Annotated in this window: 19 protein-coding genes; 18 read left to right on the forward strand and 1 reads right to left on the reverse strand. The window is 37.8% G+C overall.

Going from position 1 to position 16870, the window contains the following annotated elements; all coding sequences use genetic code 11:
- Positions 1-46: 46 nt before the first annotated feature.
- Genes NST46_RS14645 through spoVM form a run of 6 tightly spaced genes read left to right on the forward strand, consistent with a single transcriptional unit; the run spans position 47 to position 5289 of the window.
- Positions 47-805 carry a Stp1/IreP family PP2C-type Ser/Thr phosphatase gene (locus NST46_RS14645; RefSeq protein ID WP_095308546.1) on the forward strand — a complete coding sequence of 253 codons (759 nt, stop codon included), beginning with the start codon at positions 47-49 and terminating at the stop codon, positions 803-805.
- Positions 802-2964 carry a Stk1 family PASTA domain-containing Ser/Thr kinase gene (gene pknB, locus NST46_RS14650; RefSeq protein WP_118888946.1) on the forward strand — a complete coding sequence of 721 codons (2163 nt, stop codon included), beginning with the start codon at positions 802-804 and terminating at the stop codon, positions 2962-2964. The genes NST46_RS14645 and pknB overlap by 4 nt, the downstream gene beginning before the upstream one ends.
- 4 nt (positions 2965-2968) lie before the next feature.
- On the forward strand, positions 2969-3850 hold the full coding sequence (rsgA, locus tag NST46_RS14655; protein ID WP_118888945.1) for a ribosome small subunit-dependent GTPase A: 882 nt from the start codon (positions 2969-2971) through the stop codon (positions 3848-3850).
- Between the two features lie 2 nt (positions 3851-3852).
- On the forward strand, positions 3853-4509 hold the full coding sequence (rpe, locus tag NST46_RS14660) for a ribulose-phosphate 3-epimerase (protein WP_118888944.1): 657 nt from the start codon (positions 3853-3855) through the stop codon (positions 4507-4509).
- 2 nt (positions 4510-4511) lie between these two features.
- Positions 4512-5165 carry a thiamine diphosphokinase gene (locus NST46_RS14665; RefSeq protein ID WP_339316601.1) on the forward strand — a complete coding sequence of 218 codons (654 nt, stop codon included), beginning with the start codon at positions 4512-4514 and terminating at the stop codon, positions 5163-5165.
- Positions 5166-5205: 40 nt separating this feature from the next.
- A complete protein-coding gene (gene spoVM, locus NST46_RS14670) occupies positions 5206-5289 on the forward strand; it encodes a stage V sporulation protein SpoVM (protein ID WP_095308552.1) in 84 nt (27 codons plus the stop codon).
- Between the two features lie 128 nt (positions 5290-5417).
- Here the strand turns inward: spoVM and rpmB are convergent, their stop codons facing one another.
- Positions 5418-5606 (reverse strand): 50S ribosomal protein L28, encoded by a 189-nt coding sequence (gene rpmB, locus NST46_RS14675; RefSeq protein WP_095308553.1) that lies wholly within the window; start codon positions 5604-5606, stop codon positions 5418-5420.
- Between the two features lie 341 nt (positions 5607-5947).
- Here rpmB and NST46_RS14680 point away from each other — a divergent pair, with 341 nt between their 5' ends.
- From NST46_RS14680 to NST46_RS14735, 12 genes are all read left to right on the forward strand, one after another.
- Entirely contained in the window at positions 5948-6310 is a 363-nt protein-coding gene (locus NST46_RS14680) for an Asp23/Gls24 family envelope stress response protein (RefSeq protein WP_095308554.1), read from the forward strand.
- 31 nt (positions 6311-6341) lie between these two features.
- Positions 6342-8000 (forward strand): DAK2 domain-containing protein, encoded by a 1659-nt coding sequence (locus tag NST46_RS14685; protein ID WP_095308555.1) that lies wholly within the window; start codon positions 6342-6344, stop codon positions 7998-8000.
- Positions 8001-8889: 889 nt separating this feature from the next.
- Positions 8890-9192 (forward strand): urease subunit gamma, encoded by a 303-nt coding sequence (locus NST46_RS14690; protein ID WP_095308556.1) that lies wholly within the window; start codon positions 8890-8892, stop codon positions 9190-9192.
- A gap of 13 nt (positions 9193-9205) precedes the next feature.
- On the forward strand, positions 9206-9529 hold the full coding sequence (locus NST46_RS14695; protein ID WP_095308557.1) for an urease subunit beta: 324 nt from the start codon (positions 9206-9208) through the stop codon (positions 9527-9529).
- Entirely contained in the window at positions 9526-11238 is a 1713-nt protein-coding gene (gene ureC / locus NST46_RS14700; protein WP_341137412.1) for an urease subunit alpha, read from the forward strand. The genes NST46_RS14695 and ureC overlap by 4 nt, the downstream gene beginning before the upstream one ends.
- A 10-nt stretch (positions 11239-11248) precedes the next feature.
- A complete protein-coding gene (gene ureE / locus NST46_RS14705; protein ID WP_095308559.1) occupies positions 11249-11704 on the forward strand; it encodes an urease accessory protein UreE in 456 nt (151 codons plus the stop codon).
- Entirely contained in the window at positions 11697-12383 is a 687-nt protein-coding gene (locus NST46_RS14710) for an urease accessory protein UreF (RefSeq protein ID WP_095308561.1), read from the forward strand. Before ureE ends, NST46_RS14710 begins: the two co-directional genes overlap by 8 nt.
- 187 nt (positions 12384-12570) lie before the next feature.
- Entirely contained in the window at positions 12571-13191 is a 621-nt protein-coding gene (ureG, locus tag NST46_RS14715; RefSeq protein WP_095308562.1) for an urease accessory protein UreG, read from the forward strand.
- Positions 13184-14008, forward strand: a complete 825-nt coding sequence (locus tag NST46_RS14720) for an urease accessory protein UreD (RefSeq protein ID WP_095308563.1) — start codon at positions 13184-13186, stop codon at positions 14006-14008. The genes ureG and NST46_RS14720 overlap by 8 nt, the downstream gene beginning before the upstream one ends.
- Before the next feature lie 336 nt (positions 14009-14344).
- Complete coding sequence (locus NST46_RS14725) at positions 14345-14881, forward strand: RNA polymerase sigma factor (protein ID WP_095308564.1); 537 nt, start codon at positions 14345-14347, stop codon at positions 14879-14881.
- Positions 14865-15740 carry an anti-sigma-V factor rsiV gene (locus NST46_RS14730; RefSeq protein ID WP_118888941.1) on the forward strand — a complete coding sequence of 292 codons (876 nt, stop codon included), beginning with the start codon at positions 14865-14867 and terminating at the stop codon, positions 15738-15740. The genes NST46_RS14725 and NST46_RS14730 overlap by 17 nt, the downstream gene beginning before the upstream one ends.
- Positions 15741-15839: 99 nt before the next feature.
- Positions 15840-16658: a polysaccharide deacetylase family protein gene (locus tag NST46_RS14735; protein WP_118888940.1), complete on the forward strand. Its 819-nt coding sequence runs from the start codon at positions 15840-15842 to the stop codon at positions 16656-16658.
- The last annotated feature ends 212 nt before the right edge of the window (positions 16659-16870 follow it).

Here is a 16870-nt window from a genome sequence, read left to right on the forward strand (position 1 = left end):
ACACGTAATTTACGTATATATTACTTGAAAGCAAGGGGGGAATAAGATGGAAGGTTATTTTCTAACAGATCGTGGTAAGATTCGGGCTCATAATGAAGATTCAGGTGGTCTATTTTATAATACAGATGATCAGCTAATTGCGATTATCGCTGATGGAATGGGTGGTCATCAGGCAGGAGATGTAGCGAGTCAGCTTGCTACAAAATTAATGAAACAAAAATGGCAAACAACAGATCGCGTAAATGCTCCAGATAAAGCCGAAGTATGGCTATCGGATACCATTTCAGATGTGAATCAATCTATATATGAACATTCGTTGCAAAACAAGGAATGTGAGGGAATGGGCACGACCATTGTTGCGGCCATTTGTACAGACGAATTTTTAACCATCGCACATGTAGGTGATAGCCGTGGCTACCTTTTAAATGAGAATGGTTTTAAACAAGTGACAGAAGACCACTCATTAGTAAATGAGCTATTACGTTCGGGACAAATCTCAGAACAAGATGCAGAATGGCATCCAAGGAAAAATATAATATTGAAGGCTGTGGGTACGGAAGAAACTGTTTCAGAAGATATATTAACCGTAGAATGGGAGGCAGGAGATAAGCTACTCCTCTGTTCTGATGGTTTGTCCGATAAGCTGAGTGAACAGGAAATGGCTGCTTATTTAACAGCAACGGGAGACTTGAAAGAAACAGGCTTGGAGATGATCAGATTAGCCAATGAACGAGGCGGAGAAGATAATATTACACTTATTCTCTTACAACATGGATCTTCGTTGGAAGCGGGTGAAGATGAATGAGAAGTGGTCACCTTTTAAATGAGCGCTATAAGATAATTGAAAAAATTGGCGGAGGTGGAATGGCGAATGTATTCCTTGCACGGGATACGATTTTAAACCGTGATGTTGCAGTAAAAGCGTTGCGTATGGAGTATATCCATGATGAAGAATTTATTGCACGCTTTGACCGGGAAGCGCAGTCAGCTACAAGTCTCTCCCATCCGAATATCGTTAATATTTTCGATGTAGGTGAAGAGGATCAAGTCCTCTATATGGTTATGGAATATGTGGACGGAATGACACTAAAGGAATACATACAAAATAATGGTCCAATTGATGTGCGTGTTGCATTGGATATTATGAAGCAACTAATATCTGCAATTGCGCATGCTCATGCAAACGATATTGTACATCGCGATATTAAACCGCAAAATATTTTAATTAACAGCTTTGGCCAGGTGAAAGTAACTGATTTTGGTATTGCTATTGCGTTAAGTGCAACATCTTTAACGCAAACAAATTCAATACTCGGATCGGTTCATTATTTATCTCCAGAACAAGCCAGAGGCGGTATGGCAACAAAAAAGTCAGATATCTATTCAATTGGAATTGTTCTCTATGAGCTATTAACAGGTAAACTTCCATTTTCAGGACAATCTCCTGTATCAATTGCATTAAAACATTTACAGACGAATACACCATCTGTAAGAAGGTTTAACCAAGATATTCCACAAAGTGTAGAAAATATTGTTTTGAAGGCGACTGCAAAAGATCCATTTCATCGGTATGAAAATATTTATGAGCTAGAGGAAGCAATTGAAAATGCATTACATCCCGATAAGCTGAATGAGCCTTTATACGCTCCACCAGTCGAGGTTGGAGAAGAAACAAAGGCAATTCCGATTATTACAGATCAGCAAATAGAAGAGGATATGGATCAGGCTACATTAGTTCATCAATTCGATGATGGCACAAAAAATTATCCTGAAGATCATCCAGCAGAAAAGAATGCAGGCAAAAAGGCTAAGAAAACGAAGAAAATAAAGGACAAAAAACCAGCCAAAACGAAGCCGCCTAAGAAAAAACGTGGCAAGAAAAAATGGATTATCATAATCGTTGTGTTACTTCTTCTTGCAGCAGGTATAGCAGCAATGTTCATAATTCCCGATCTGATGCAGCCGAAGGACATTATTGTCAAGGATGTTTCGGAGATGGAAGTTGAAGAGGCACGGGAAGTACTGGAAGCAGATAAATTTATTGTTGAGGAAGAGGAGACATACTCAGATGAAATTGAAGAGGGTCTAGTCGTACAAACGGATCCAAAGGCCGGAAGATCTGCGAAAGAAGGTAGTACTGTTACACTATTTGTAAGCCAAGGAAAAGAACGTGTGACATTTGAAGACTATGTAGGACGCGATTTTAGCCAGGTGAATCGATTACTGGAGGATGAAGGCTTTACGAATATAATAACCATTGAAAAGCATTCTGATAATCCAGAGGGCGAAATTATAACACAAATTCAGCCAGAACCAGGAAGTGAAGTTGTACCAAGTGAAGAAAGAGTTATTTTTGAGGTCAGCATTGGGCCAGAAGCGATTAGATTAAATAACCTCGCAGGAATGACGGAAGATGAGGCAAGGTCTTACTTAGAAGGTGAAAATCTTGTTATGAATGTGATAAAAGAAAATTCTGAAACGGTTCCTGAAGGAGAAGTCATTAGACAAGATCCAGCCTCTGGAGCTGAAGTGGAAGAAGGTTCAACGGTTAACGTGTATATTTCGAGTGGACCTGAAGCAAGGCCACCACGATCACACACAATAAGTCTTACTGTTCCGTACAATCCTGAAACAGAGGACGATGAGGAAGACCAAGGAAACGAAGGTAATCAAGGTAACCAAGGAAACGAAGGAAACCAAGGAAACCAAGGGAACCAAGGGAACCGAGGGAACGAAGGAAATCAGGAAGAAGATTCAGAACCCGTAGAACAGATTGTTCGCATTTATATTGGAGATGCAAACAACGAAATATCAGATGTGTACAGGGAAGAAGTAATTACAGAAGATCGTGAGTTTGAGTTTACATTAACGATTGCCCCTGATAGTGAAGCGGAATATACAATTACTAGAGACGACGAAGTCATACGAAACAGAACGGTTTCCTATGATGGCGAAGAGGAGTGAATCGATGGCAGAAGGAAGAATTGTTAAAGCTTTAAGTGGATTTTATTATGTGAAATCAAATAATATGATTTACTCCTGCAAAGGTCGGGGTGTTTTTCGGAATCGGAAAATCACCCCGCTTGTTGGGGATTTTGTAGAGTTCGAGGAAAGCAATCCCGGCGAAGGATATATTATGGAGATTAAAGAAAGAACGAACGAACTCGTTCGTCCACCGATAGCAAATATCGATCAAGCGATAATTGTTAGCTCTGCTGCTTCTCCGGATTTTAGCACTCTGTTATTGGATCGTTTTCTAGTGTTAATAGAATCGAAGGAAATAGAGCCGGTTATTTTTATCACAAAGATTGATTTAGTTTCTGCAGAAGCACGTCATGACATTGAAGCATATCAAGCTATATATAAGAAAATTGGTTATGCTGTCGAATTAATTTCATCCAAGCAACAAGATTTGCTTCCTGAATTGAAGCATTACTTCAGGAATAAAGTATCTGTTTTTGCAGGACAATCAGGTGTTGGAAAATCAACGCTTTTAAATGTATTAAAGCCATCTTTATTGCTAAAGACCGCAGAGATATCTAAAAGTCTTGGTAGAGGAAAGCATACGACAAGACACGTTGAACTGATGCAGGTAAATGGTGGACTTGTAGCAGATACACCTGGTTTCAGTGTGCTTGATTTTAATGAAATCGAAGCAGAATCATTATCAGATTGTTTTCCTGAAATGAGGGAGATACAAGAGTATTGTAAGTTCCGAGGCTGCATGCATTATAAAGAGCCTAAATGTGCTGTTAAGGAAGCGGTGGAAACGAACGATATTGCGCGCTTCCGTTATGATCATTATTTAAGTTTTCTAGAAGAAATACAATCACGAAAGCCGAGGTATTAATTATGACTAAAATTGCACCATCTATTCTATCGGCAGACTTTGCCAAACTAGGTGAAGAAATAATCGATGTTGAAAAAGGCGGGGCGGATTATATCCATGTTGATGTAATGGATGGACATTTCGTGCCTAATATTACAATTGGACCGTTAATTGTCGACGCAATCAAGCCAGTTACAAGCCTGCCGCTGGATGTCCATTTAATGATTGAAAACCCGGATCCGTACATTCCTGTATTTGCTGAGGCTGGTGCTGCCATCATAACAGTACATCAAGAGGCATGTACACATCTCCACCGTACACTTCAGCTAATTAGAGCAAATGATGTAAAGCCTGGGGTAGTAATTAATCCAGCAACACCAGTAGAAATGCTTAAACCTATTTTAAATGAAGTAGAACTTATATTAATTATGACAGTAAACCCAGGCTTTGGAGGACAGTCATTTATTCACGAAGCAGTAGAGAAAATTGAAAAATTATCCATGTGGCGTAAGGAATTAAATCTAGATTTTGAGATTGAAGTTGATGGGGGTGTAAACCCAGAAACTGCAAAATTGTGTACCGATGCAGGTGCTGATGTTTTAGTAGCTGGCAGCGCTGTTTTTGGACAAGCTGATCGACGTGAAGCGATTCAAGCGATACGTAATGCAACGAAAGGGTAATTATGATGAAAGTAGTAGCAATAGTAGGGAACGGACCATCCGGTTTGGTTCCCAATCTTCATTTGTTTAAAGACAAAATCGATAGCTGGATTGGTGCTGATCGTGGTGCATATTTGATAGCTGAGCAAAAAATTCCGTTAGAATATGCTGTTGGTGATTTTGATTCAATTGATAAACATGAAAGACAAGTAATTTCCAAAAATGCTGCATACATGGAAAGGCATCCAATCGAAAAAGACGAAACAGACATGGAAATTGCATTAAATCGAGCATATGCAATGAACCCCAGTAAAATATATTTATTTGGTGTCACCGGTGGCAGGCTGGATCATGAATTAATTAATATTCAGTTGCTATATACTATTTTAAATAAGGGTATTCAAGCTGTTATTGTGGATCAATCCAATCAAATAGAAATGCTGTCTCCTGGTATACATACAATAGAAAACCATGAAGCATACCCCTATATATCTTTAATCCCTTTTACAAAAGAAGTGGAAGGGATTTATTTATCTGGATTTTATTATCCTTTATCGAATACAACTATTTCATGGGGATCAACACTTTGCATCTCAAACAAGCTTCTTTCAAAAAAAGGTACTTTTTCATTTGATAAAGGCATAGTATTACTAGTAAAGAGTGGTGATACGATTTGAACGGTATGTTTGAATTGTAAAACAGGAGGGGTCCCTACTTATGAAATTCTATACGATTAAACTTCCAAGATTTGTCGGTGGATTTGTAAAAGTTGTAATTGGGATGTTTAAAAAAGAAAAATAATTGCCTAAGCTAGAAGGTTTTCGTTCATCTTTGTACACGCACTTATAGTTTCCTAAACATTAAAAAGCACCAGGTGCATTGCATCCGGTGCTTTTGGTCGTCTAATGTTAAGCTGACGCTCTGGTATATTATACGCGCTCTACTTTACCTGACTTAAGTGCACGAGCAGAAACATAAACTTTTTTAGGTTTACCGTCTACCATAATACGTACTTTTTGTACATTAGCTTTCCAATTACGTTTGTTGGAATTCATAGCGTGAGAACGAAGGTTACCACTGCGAGTTTGACGTCCAGTTACAACACATTTTCTAGCCATAATATTCACTCCTTACTCTATCATGTGTCAGTAATTACTTATACAATTTATCACAAGTAGACTAATAATGCAACGAATCTTTTTTTAAAATGTCAGATGGAGAGAGGATTGTGTCAATGGGATAAAGCGAAAATACTTGACAGATTATACGAAATCATTCATTGTAGTATGAGGTATTTTTAATTTTATTCGTATCATATTATAGTTGCTTTTAAATATGTTCTGTGTATAGTATAATTTGCTTATATTCTGTTTAAAGGTAATAAGAAATCAAAAGTATTAAGTACTATGATTTGCTTTTCATTCGATGCTTTTTGATATGTACGTTAAGGAGGATAATTATGTCCATTGAACTTCATACAACTGATGGTCAAGTAACAATTACAAATGAAGTTATCGCTACAATTGCTGGCGGAACTGCAGTTGAATGTTATGGAATTGTAGGAATGGCATCTAAAAGCCAAATTAAAGATGGGATTGCAGAGATTCTCAGAAAAGAAAATTATGCAAGAGGAATTGTAGTTCGACAAGAAGAGGATAAGTTGCATATTGATATGTATATTATTGTAAGTTATGGGACGAAAATTTCTGAAGTAGCAAATAATGTACAATCACAAGTCAAATATACATTACATCAATCTTTAGGTTTATCCATCGACTCAGTAAATATTTATATTCAAGGAGTCCGTGTAGCAAAAGACTAGTTTTGTTTCGGGTTGTGGAGGAGGAAATTCAGTGACGGTAGAAAAGTTAGATGGCGTTACATTAGCACAGATGATACTCACTGGAGCACATCATTTAGCGAATAATGCCAAGAAAATAGATGCGTTAAATGTATTCCCAGTACCAGATGGTGATACGGGAACGAATATGAATTTATCGATAACTTCGGGTGCAAATGAAGTGAAACAACATACAAGTAATAATGCATCTGAGATAGCCAACGCTTTCGCAAAAGGACTGCTAATGGGAGCAAGAGGCAATTCTGGTGTTATTTTATCCCAAATTTTTCGTGGCTTTGCAAAAGGTATGGAAAAGAAGCAGGCATTGACGGTTGCTGATTTAGCTCAAGCATTCGATGCCGGTGTGGTTAGCGCCTATAAAGCAGTAATGAAACCTGTTGAAGGGACCATTTTAACTGTGGCAAAGGATTCAGCCAAGGAAGCTGTACGCCTGTCTGAGACAGAAAAAGATATTATTCTGTTCATGGAAAAGGTGCTTGCTGAGGCAAAAGCATCTCTAAAGCGTACGCCAGAGTTATTGCCTGTTTTAAAAGAGGTAGGAGTAGTTGACTCTGGTGGACAAGGACTTGTAACAATTTATGAAGGCTTTTTGGCTGCTTTAAAAGGGGAAGCATTACCGGCTGATACAACAGAAGTAAAGATGGAAGAAATGGTGAATGCTGAGCATCATAAAGTTAGCCAAGATTTCATGGATACGTCAGAGATTGAATTTGGTTACTGTACAGAGTTTATGGTGAAATTTGAGGATGATAAATTAGCAGAGTATCCATTTAGTGAAGAAAAATTCCGTAATGAATTAAGTGAGCTGGGAGATTCATTATTAGTAGTGTCAGATGATGAAATTGTAAAAGTTCACATCCATTCAGAAGAGCCAGGAACATGCCTAACAATGGGACAGCGTTTCGGAAGCTTGATCAATATGAAAATCGAAAACATGCGTCAGCAGCATGCGGCAATCGTTGGTGAAAAGTCACAAAATACAAAGAAGCAAAAAAGTAAGTATGGTGTTGTCACAGTAGCTATGGGAAGTGGACTAAAGGCATTATTTGAAAGTTTAGGTGTATCTGTGGTCATTGAAGGTGGACAAACGATGAACCCAAGTACACAGGATATTACGGATGCTATTCAAAAAGCAAATGCTGAGAATGTAATTATTTTGCCAAACAATAAAAATATTTGGATGGCAGCTGATCAAGCAGCAGAGCTTGCTGAGGGAAATGTAGCAGTTGTCGCGACAAAAACAATTCCACAAGGAATAAGTGCAATGTTGGCATTTAATTCGGAAGCTGGCATTAATGAGAATAAAGAAGCGATGGATGAAGCCCGTAAACATGTAAAAACTGGACAAATAACATATGCTGTAAGAGATACGCAAATTGATGGTATTACAATTGAAAAAGACAGCTTTATGGGTATTAATGAAGGTAAAATCGTTACAACACATAAAGATAAAACAGAAGCTGTTAAATTATTATTGAATGAATTAATTACAGATGAAGATGAAATATTGACTGTTTTACAAGGCGAGGATGTAGAAGAAAGTGAAGTTGCGGAGCTTGTGAACTATATTGAAGCAACATATGGGGATATCGAGGTTGAGATTCATAATGGTAATCAGCCCATCTATTCTTATATTTTCTCTGTAGAATAATGTTAAGGATTAAGATCGTGCGATAATGCACGATCTTTTATTGTGGATAAAACACTATAAAATTTGAATGCTGCGAATAATTTAGGAGCTGAGGCTTAGTTGGACTAGAAGCAGCCACACTTATGGACAGTCTGTATGTTGCAACGGCGTGTAAGGCAATAGAGGTGCATAAGACGAATCTTATCGATGAAACGATAAAACGTATCACGATTAAGGATTTTAAATTGTGCTCCTGATGCTGCTCAAATTTCTGCAGTTTTACTAAAGAGAAATGTTCAACATCAAAGAATATCGTTTTTTGTAAACGAAAAGCTTGATTTCTCGCCAAAAATCTGTATCATAGATATAGTATTGAATTAATCATATATTGATTAAAGATTTATTTACACTCTCAAACTATTTTGTCTTTAGTTAATCTACTAACAGACGAAGTAGACAAACCTCTCTTTTCGTTGTTCAGAAGATCCACCGTCTTCATCAGTCCCTAACTGAAAATGAGCGACATGTATGACAAACTTTTATAAACCATTAAAAATTAAATACAGCGTACTACGTGGTTCTCCTATGGAATCGCTTATTTGTGATTGTTTTCACATAGTTTCAAGTATGATCAATAACGATTAATTTAAATACGAAAAAAATCTACTGTCTTTGAAGGGGCCAATATGATTAAAAGATGGTTCTTTGTGAACCAAGATTTCTTACATCTACTTCTGTAAACGGTATGCCTTTTAACTCTGTTAAATAATTTAATTTATAGGTATTAAACAGTGTGAAGGTTCCCAATAATAATACAAACATATTTTTAAAATTTAGTATTTGTTTTGGATTTTGAAGAGGTGGGAAAACTGGTTATAGCACAATGATAGTAAAAGGAGGAAATGAATAGATGCAATTATTACCGCGTGAAATGGACAAGCTCTTAATTGTAGTAGCAGCTGATCTGGCAAGACGCAGAAAAGATCGAGGTCTGAAACTGAATCACCCTGAAGCAATGGCATTGATTACATATGAGCTGTTAGAGGGTGCGCGTGATGGTAAAACGGTTGCTGAGTTAATGGAATTCGGAGCAACGATTTTAACGCGCGAAGATGTAATGGAAGGTATACCGGAGATGATTGATGATATTCAAGTTGAAGCTACCTTTCCTGATGGTACAAAATTAGTAACGGTTCATCATCCGATACGTTAAAAGGAGTGACAAAATGATACCTGGTGAATTGATTTTAAAAGATGAAGAGATCATCTGTAATCAAAATAAAATAAGCTCGAAAGTTACTGTAATCAATACTGGCGATCGACCAGTACAAGTTGGCTCACATTATCATTTTTATGAAGTAAATGAAGCGTTGATATTCAATCGTGAGGAGGCATATGGAAAACGATTAAATGTACCTGCGGGTGCAGCAGTTCGTTTTGAACCTGGTGATGAAAAAGAGATCGAACTAATTGATTATGCAGGTGCGCGCGTTGTATATGGATTCACAAATAAAGTTGATGGGCCATTAGAAGGTAGGGATTCAAAATGAGTTTTAAGATGTCCAGAGAGCAATATTCACAAATGTATGGACCGACAACTGGAGACTCGGTTCGGTTAGCGGATACAGACTTATTCATACAAATCGAAAAAGATTATACGACCTATGGTGAAGAAGTAGTGTTCGGAGGTGGCAAGGTCATCCGAGACGGAATGGGACAGCATCCACTAGCTACTCGTGAAGAAGGAGTTCCAGATACCGTAATTACGAACGTGATTGTGCTCGATTATACAGGGATTTATAAAGCAGATGTTGCATTGCGAGATGGATTGATTTTTGCCATTGGAAAAAGTGGAAATCCGCTTGTTATGGACAATGTAGATATTGTTATCGGAGCTGCAACAGAGGTAATTGCAGGTGAGGGTAAAATTCTGACGGCAGGTGGAATCGATACACATGTTCACTTTATTAACCCTGCGCAAGTAGATGTTGCACTTACAGCTGGATTAACAACTTTAATTGGTGGAGGAACCGGACCTGGTGCAGGTTCGCGAGCGACTACGGTAACGCCGGGCGAATGGAACATGCATCGAATGCTTCAAGCTATTGAGGGACTTCCGATAAATATCGGTTTAACAGGTAAAGGTCACGCTGCAACAGCCGGCCCGCTTGAAGAGCAGATCCGTGCGGGAGCAATAGGTTTGAAGGTACATGAAGATTGGGGAGCAACACCATCTGCATTAGATCATTCATTAAAGGTAGCTGACGAATTTGACGTTCAAGTTGCCCTTCATGCAGATACATTGAATGAGGCAGGTTTTTTTGAAGATACGATGAGAGCAATTAAAAATCGTGTAATTCATATGTACCATACAGAGGGTGCTGGTGGCGGGCATGCACCAGATTTAATTAAATCTGCCGGTATGTTAAATGTGCTTCCATCATCGACGAATCCAACGATGCCATATACAGTCAATACAATTGACGAACACCTTGATATGCTAATGGTTTGTCATCACTTGAATCCATCTGTTCCAGAGGATATAGCATTTGCTGATTCACGCATTCGCAGAGAAACGATTGCAGCAGAGGATATCTTACAGGATATGGGTGTGTTCAGCATGATGAGCTCCGATGCACAGGCGATGGGACGTATTGGTGAAGTTGTCCTTAGAACATGGCAAACTGCTGATAAAATGAAGATGCAAATGGGGACAATGAAAGGCGATAGCAAATATGCGGATAATAATCGTGCTAAACGGTATATCGCCAAATATACCATTAACCCTGCAATTACACATGGAATTTCTGAATATGTCGGTTCGATTGAAGTAGGAAAGTCAGCCGACCTTGTATTATGGGAACCGCGCTTTTTTGGGGTAAAACCAGAGATGATTCTAAAAAATGGTCTTGCTGTACAAAGTTTGATGGGGGATGCCAATGCAACAATTCCAACCCCGCAACCAATGATTTATCGACCGATGTATGCTACAACTGGAAAAGCACTGGCAAAAAGTTCGTTTACTTTTGTATCACAAGCTGCTTATGACGATAACATTCGAGAAAAACTTGGACTGGAAAAAATGGTAAAACCGGTACGTGGGATTCGTCAGCTTACAAAGAAGGATATGAAGCTAAACACAGAAACGCCAGAAATTGATGTTGATCCACAAACGTATGAAGTACGAATAAATGGTGAAATAATTACATGTGATCCTGTTGACACGGTACCAATGGGTCAACGGTATTTCTTATTTTGAGGTGAAATGATTGATAATCGAAAAAATAGTTGGAAATATAAACGAAATGAATCAAGAAGAAATTAGTAAGCGACATAAAGAAAAGGTTTATCTTGAAAGTGCTCACCTAGTCAAGCGGATTCAACGAGTCGAAACAGATCATGGGAAAGAAATTGGAATTCGTCTAAGGGAGCCACGTGATTTAGTAGCTGGTGATGTACTATACATGGATGAAAAAAATATGATAATTATTGATGTGCTGTCAGACGATTTGTTGGTTATTAGTCCAAGAAGTATGCATGAAATGGGAACAATCGCTCACCAGCTTGGAAATCGTCATCTCCCAGCCCAGTTTGAGAAGGATGACATGCTTGTTCAATACGATTACTTAGTAGAGGAACTATTGCAAGAACTTGGCATTCCTTTCAAAAGAGAGGATCGTAAAGTGAACCAAGCGTTCCGACATATAGGACATAGCCATGATTGATCGTGCATTGGCTTTATTTCAGCTATGCGATTCAAATTTTCCTACGGGTTCTTTCAGTCACTCGTTTGGAATGGAAACATATATCCAAGAAAACCTAATTTTTGACAAAGAGTCCTTCTCCAAATGGCTAAAAGTGTATTTACATGAACAGCTCGTCTATTCAGATGGCTTAGCCTCGAAGCTTGCATATGAGGCACTAGTTGAAGACGAGTTGGACAAGGTATGGGAACTGGACCGGCTTTTAACTGTTCAAAATCTTGCGCGTGAATCACGGGTAGGTACACAGCGAATGGGAGAACAGATGATAACTATCGTAGAGGCATTATATAAAATTCCAATTACATCACAATATCGACAACGCATTAAAGAAAAGCGTTCATTTGGTCACTCCGCGCTTGCGTTTACAATCGTTGGTCATTATTTGCAAGTTGATAAGGAAATGACCATTCGATATTACTTATATTCAACCATTGCAGCGCTCGTTCAAAATGCTGTACGTGCGATTCCCTTAGGGCAAACGACAGGACAGCAGATAATCCACGAATTTCAGCAAGAGCTTAGTGTTGCAACGGCTAATGTAATGAAACTTGATAGTATTGATTTCGGAATTGTTTCACCAGGCTTGGAATTAGCTCAAATGCAACATGAACGTGTTAATATCCGAATTTTTATGTCGTAGTTTTAAGTGTGTGTTCAAGAGGAGAAAGAAAAGGTACGAGGTCGGCTAAGTCGCAACGTATTGGGATTTCGATGTTCAACATAGAATGTGGAGGTTTTTAGTCGAAGGTCCTTTGTTCTCGAACTGTCATTTTTACCGGACTTTTTGAACATCCTCTTTAATGAAATTTTATAAAGGAAGTGTTTGTATGGAACCAATTAGAATTGGAATAGGTGGCCCTGTTGGTGCAGGAAAAACGATGCTCGTAGAAAAACTTACACGTGCATTGGATGGAGAAATTAGCATGGCGGTTATTACGAATGATATTTATACGAAAGAGGATGCGAAGTTCCTTGTAGCAAATGGTATTTTGCCAGATGATCGAATCATTGGAGTGGAGACAGGTGGTTGCCCGCATACAGCGATTCGCGAAGATGCATCGATGAACTTCGCTGCAATTGAGGAATTGAAAGAAAAACATCCGGATGTTGAGCTGATTTTCGTAGAAAGCGGTGGTGATAACCTCGCTGCTACATTTAGTCCGGAGCTCGTTGACTTTTCGATTTATATTATTGATGTGGCACAAGGAGAAAAAATCCCGCGTAAAGGTGGACAAGGGATGATTAAATCTGATTTGTTTATAATTAATAAAACAGATTTAGCCCCATTTGTCGGTGCGAACCTTGAAATTATGGAGTCAGATACGAAGGTCTTCCGTGGTGATAAGCCATTTATTTTTACGAATTTGAAGGATAATGAAGGACTTGATAAGGTCATAGATTGGATTAAAAAGCATGCATTGCTTAAGGGATTGGAGCAACATGACTGATTGGACTGGGATTCTCGAGTTAGACTTGGAGAACAGACAAGGAAGAACAGTAGCTAAAAAGGTTTATTTTCAAGGTGCATTAAAAGTGATGCGCCCTGTATATCTTAATAATTATAATTTTCCTTGTTATTACTTGCTAAATCCTGGTGGTGGCTATTTGGATGGCGATACGTACCGTATGAAAGTAACACTTGATGAAGGTGCCGAGGTTACGCTAACAACACAATCTGCAACAAAAGTGTATAAAACACCGAGTAAAGAAGCATACCAGGAAACAGAATTTCATTTGAAAAAAGATAGTTATTTAGAATATCTGCCAGATCCGCTGATTGCTTACCAGGACGCGCGTTACTTTCAGAAAAATACAGTATATATGGAAAAAGGTGCAACATTGCTTTATTCCGATATTTTGACACCTGGATGGTCTCCGGAAGGGAAGCAATTCAGCTATGATCAATTACGGTTAATTAACGAGATTTATATGGATAATGAATTGATTGCCTTTGACCATATTAACTTAAATCCAGGTGCTCAAGAAATTGGTGGTCTGGGATTTATGGAAGGCTATACACATTTAGGCTCGTTAATTGTGATTGGGGAAAAGACAGATTCTGCTCTGCTTGATCTGTTATATGAAACAATTAATGAAGAAACGGCTGATATAAAAGCAGGTTTATCAGAGCTTTATGTACCTGGTTTTACTATAAGATTACTGGCTAATTCTACACAGGTTATTGAACGTGTTTTCACTGCTTGTCATCACGCAATAAGCAATCAATGGTATCAAATGAAGCCGAGTTTTCTAAGAAAATATTAACCTCGTCCGACAATCGAAAAGGTTGTCGGGCTTTTTTCATTGCATTACATTTTAGTATAGATTCATACTATTGGATAAAGAGGGCATTTCTGTTACAAGAAGCACTCTTTTTGTTATTTCAGATTAATAAACGTAAGCAACTAGTTCGTTTTTAAAACTGGTATTTCAAACTTGCTGCGCCTCTACGAACTTTTATCAATAAAGGGATACATATAACGACAACAATTCCTTAAAATAACCTTTTAAAAAATAAATTAAAAATGCGCAAACTTTTTACGCTGTTCGAACGTCTAGTATGTATAAGCTTATTAACCGCCGAAAAAGGAGCTCTTTTAGATGGGTTTGTTTAAAAAATCAAAATTAGAAAAAGAATTAATCGCGTTTATTATAGAGAATAAGGAGAGTTGTTATCGGATTGCCTATAGCTATGTGGGGAATCAAGAGGATGCGCTTGATATCGTACAGGATGCAATTCATAAATCACTAATTCGCATCAACACATTGGAAAATCAAGTTGGTTTAAAAAGTTGGTTTTATAAGATAGTTGTAAACACTTCCCTGGATCATTTGCGAAAGCATAAAAGGCTGAGTGTAGTCGATGATACTGTGATGGAGGTTTTAGCAAATGGCAGAGAAGATGAGTATCACCATTTAGATTTACAAGAGGCGATTGACCACCTTCCAGATAAGTACAAAACAATAATCATACTTAGATATTTTGAGGACATGAAAATAGAAGAAATCGCTAAAATTGTAGGGGAAAATGTTAATACGGTTAAAACAAGGCTATACAGAGCATTGAAAATACTGAAAGTTGAACTGGACGAAGATTCAACAATTGAGGAGGAGGTAAAACGTGGGAAGAAATTTTAAATCCTTAAAGAAAAGGTATGATGAAATCGCGATTCCAAAGGAGCTTGATCGTGTTGTGCAAGATACACTGAAAAAACGAAGAACTAAAAGACTTACAGCTAAATGGTCTGCTGGTGTTGCAGCAGCTGTTTTACTATTTACAATGAGTGTGAATGTCAGTCCAGCAATGGCTCAGGCTTTATCTGAGGTACCTATTGTTGGAGAGGTTGTAAAGGTCATCACAATTACACAATTTGAGGAGGAAGATGAGCTTCTATCAGCAGATATTAAAGTACCGGCAGTGACAGACTTAGAAAACAAAGAACTTGAAGATAGTCTAAATGAGGACTACTTAGAGGAAGGCAAAACCCTTTATAAAGAATTTGAAGCTATTATGAAAAAGGTTAATGAGGGGGAAACTGGGCATTATGCGATTTCTAGTGGCTTCGAAGTGAAGACAGATAATGAGCAGATCTTTGTGTTAGAGAGGTATGTTAATAGAATTGCTGGTTCAGGTTCAACGACGCTTCAATATGACACGATAGATAAAAATAATGAAATATTGCTGTCGCTACCAATGTTGTTCAGTGATGAAAGCTACATTCAGATAATCAGCGAAAATATCAAGGATCAAATGCGTGAACAAATGAATTCAGATACTAATAAAATATATTGGGTGGAAGATGCTGGCTTGGAAGACTTCGGTGATTTCTTTGAAGCAATACAAGCTGAACAGCAATTTTATATTAATAATGATGGAAAGCTTGTTATCTCTTTCGATGAATATGAAGTTGCTCCAGGATATATGGGAACCGTTGAATTCATAATTCCAACTGAAATTTTAAATGAAGTACTCGTTAGTAATGAATACATTCATTAATGACTTTGACCGTAATTGTAATCGAATTGCAAAAAAAGTATAACATGTAGGTAAGGCTATTAGCTCTGCTAATAGTCTGGTAGAAAGGATAAATATAAAATGATTAGGAGAATACGTTGGCCGGGGTGGGTATTAATTATACTTATTGCGTTAACCATTTTTTTCATTTCAGGTGGGTCCGTTGGAAGTAGTACACAAACTGTGTCAACAGTTAAAAAAGAAGCAGATCATGAGTTGAAAGAAATGGTACTGCACGACAAACAGTTTCTGGTACAAAAGGATTCCGAAGTAGTAAATAGTTTGGATCCTAACGAGAAATATATTGCACTTACATTTGATGATGGCCCTAATTCTAACGTTACTCCCCAAGTACTAGAGGCTCTTGCTGAGCATGATGCTAAAGCTACCTTTTTCATGCTTGGCAGTCAAGCGACAGCGAACCCATCGATGGCTAAGGAAATTGCTATGGCAGGTCATGAAATTGGTAATCATACAAATTCACATCAAAATTTAGTTAAGTTAGATACATATGATATTGATGAAGAAATTTCTGAATCAGCTAGAAATATAGAAGAAGCGAGCGGACAGTATCCGACAATGACTCGACCTCCCTATGGTATATTTGATGAGCGTGTTGAAGAAACAGCTACAGCATTAGGAAACTCTCTTATTTTATGGTCCGTCGATTCCCTGGACTGGAAAACGAGAAATGCGAAAAAGATAAAGGAGGAAATTCTGAACAGTATCACTCCCGGTGCAATTGTTTTGATGCACGATATCCACCAAGAAACAGCTGATGCTTTGCCTGAATTATTAACTGCACTTATCAACGAAGGTTATCATTTTGTAACTGTTAGTGAGATTTTATCTTTGCCAGTAGATGTGGGTGCTGGACCATATTACAAAGTGAAATATTAAAACTTAAAGCTAATTCTATGGGGCTGAAGATGGGAACCAATTTATGTACATTATAAAAGTTGCTGGTGCAGTTTTTTTACTTCTGATAAATAAATTACAATAATTGTCATAAATACAATACTTTACAAATGCAATTGAATAGTACATTATTGTTGTTATAAAAATATTGTTATTTAGTTTGAAAGCCGATTTTTTTTATGAGATTCGGGAAT

Origin of the sequence: Oceanobacillus sp. FSL W7-1309 (genome assembly GCF_038002145.1) — a bacterium.
Lineage (GTDB): Bacteria > Bacillota > Bacilli > Bacillales > Amphibacillaceae > Oceanobacillus > Oceanobacillus profundus.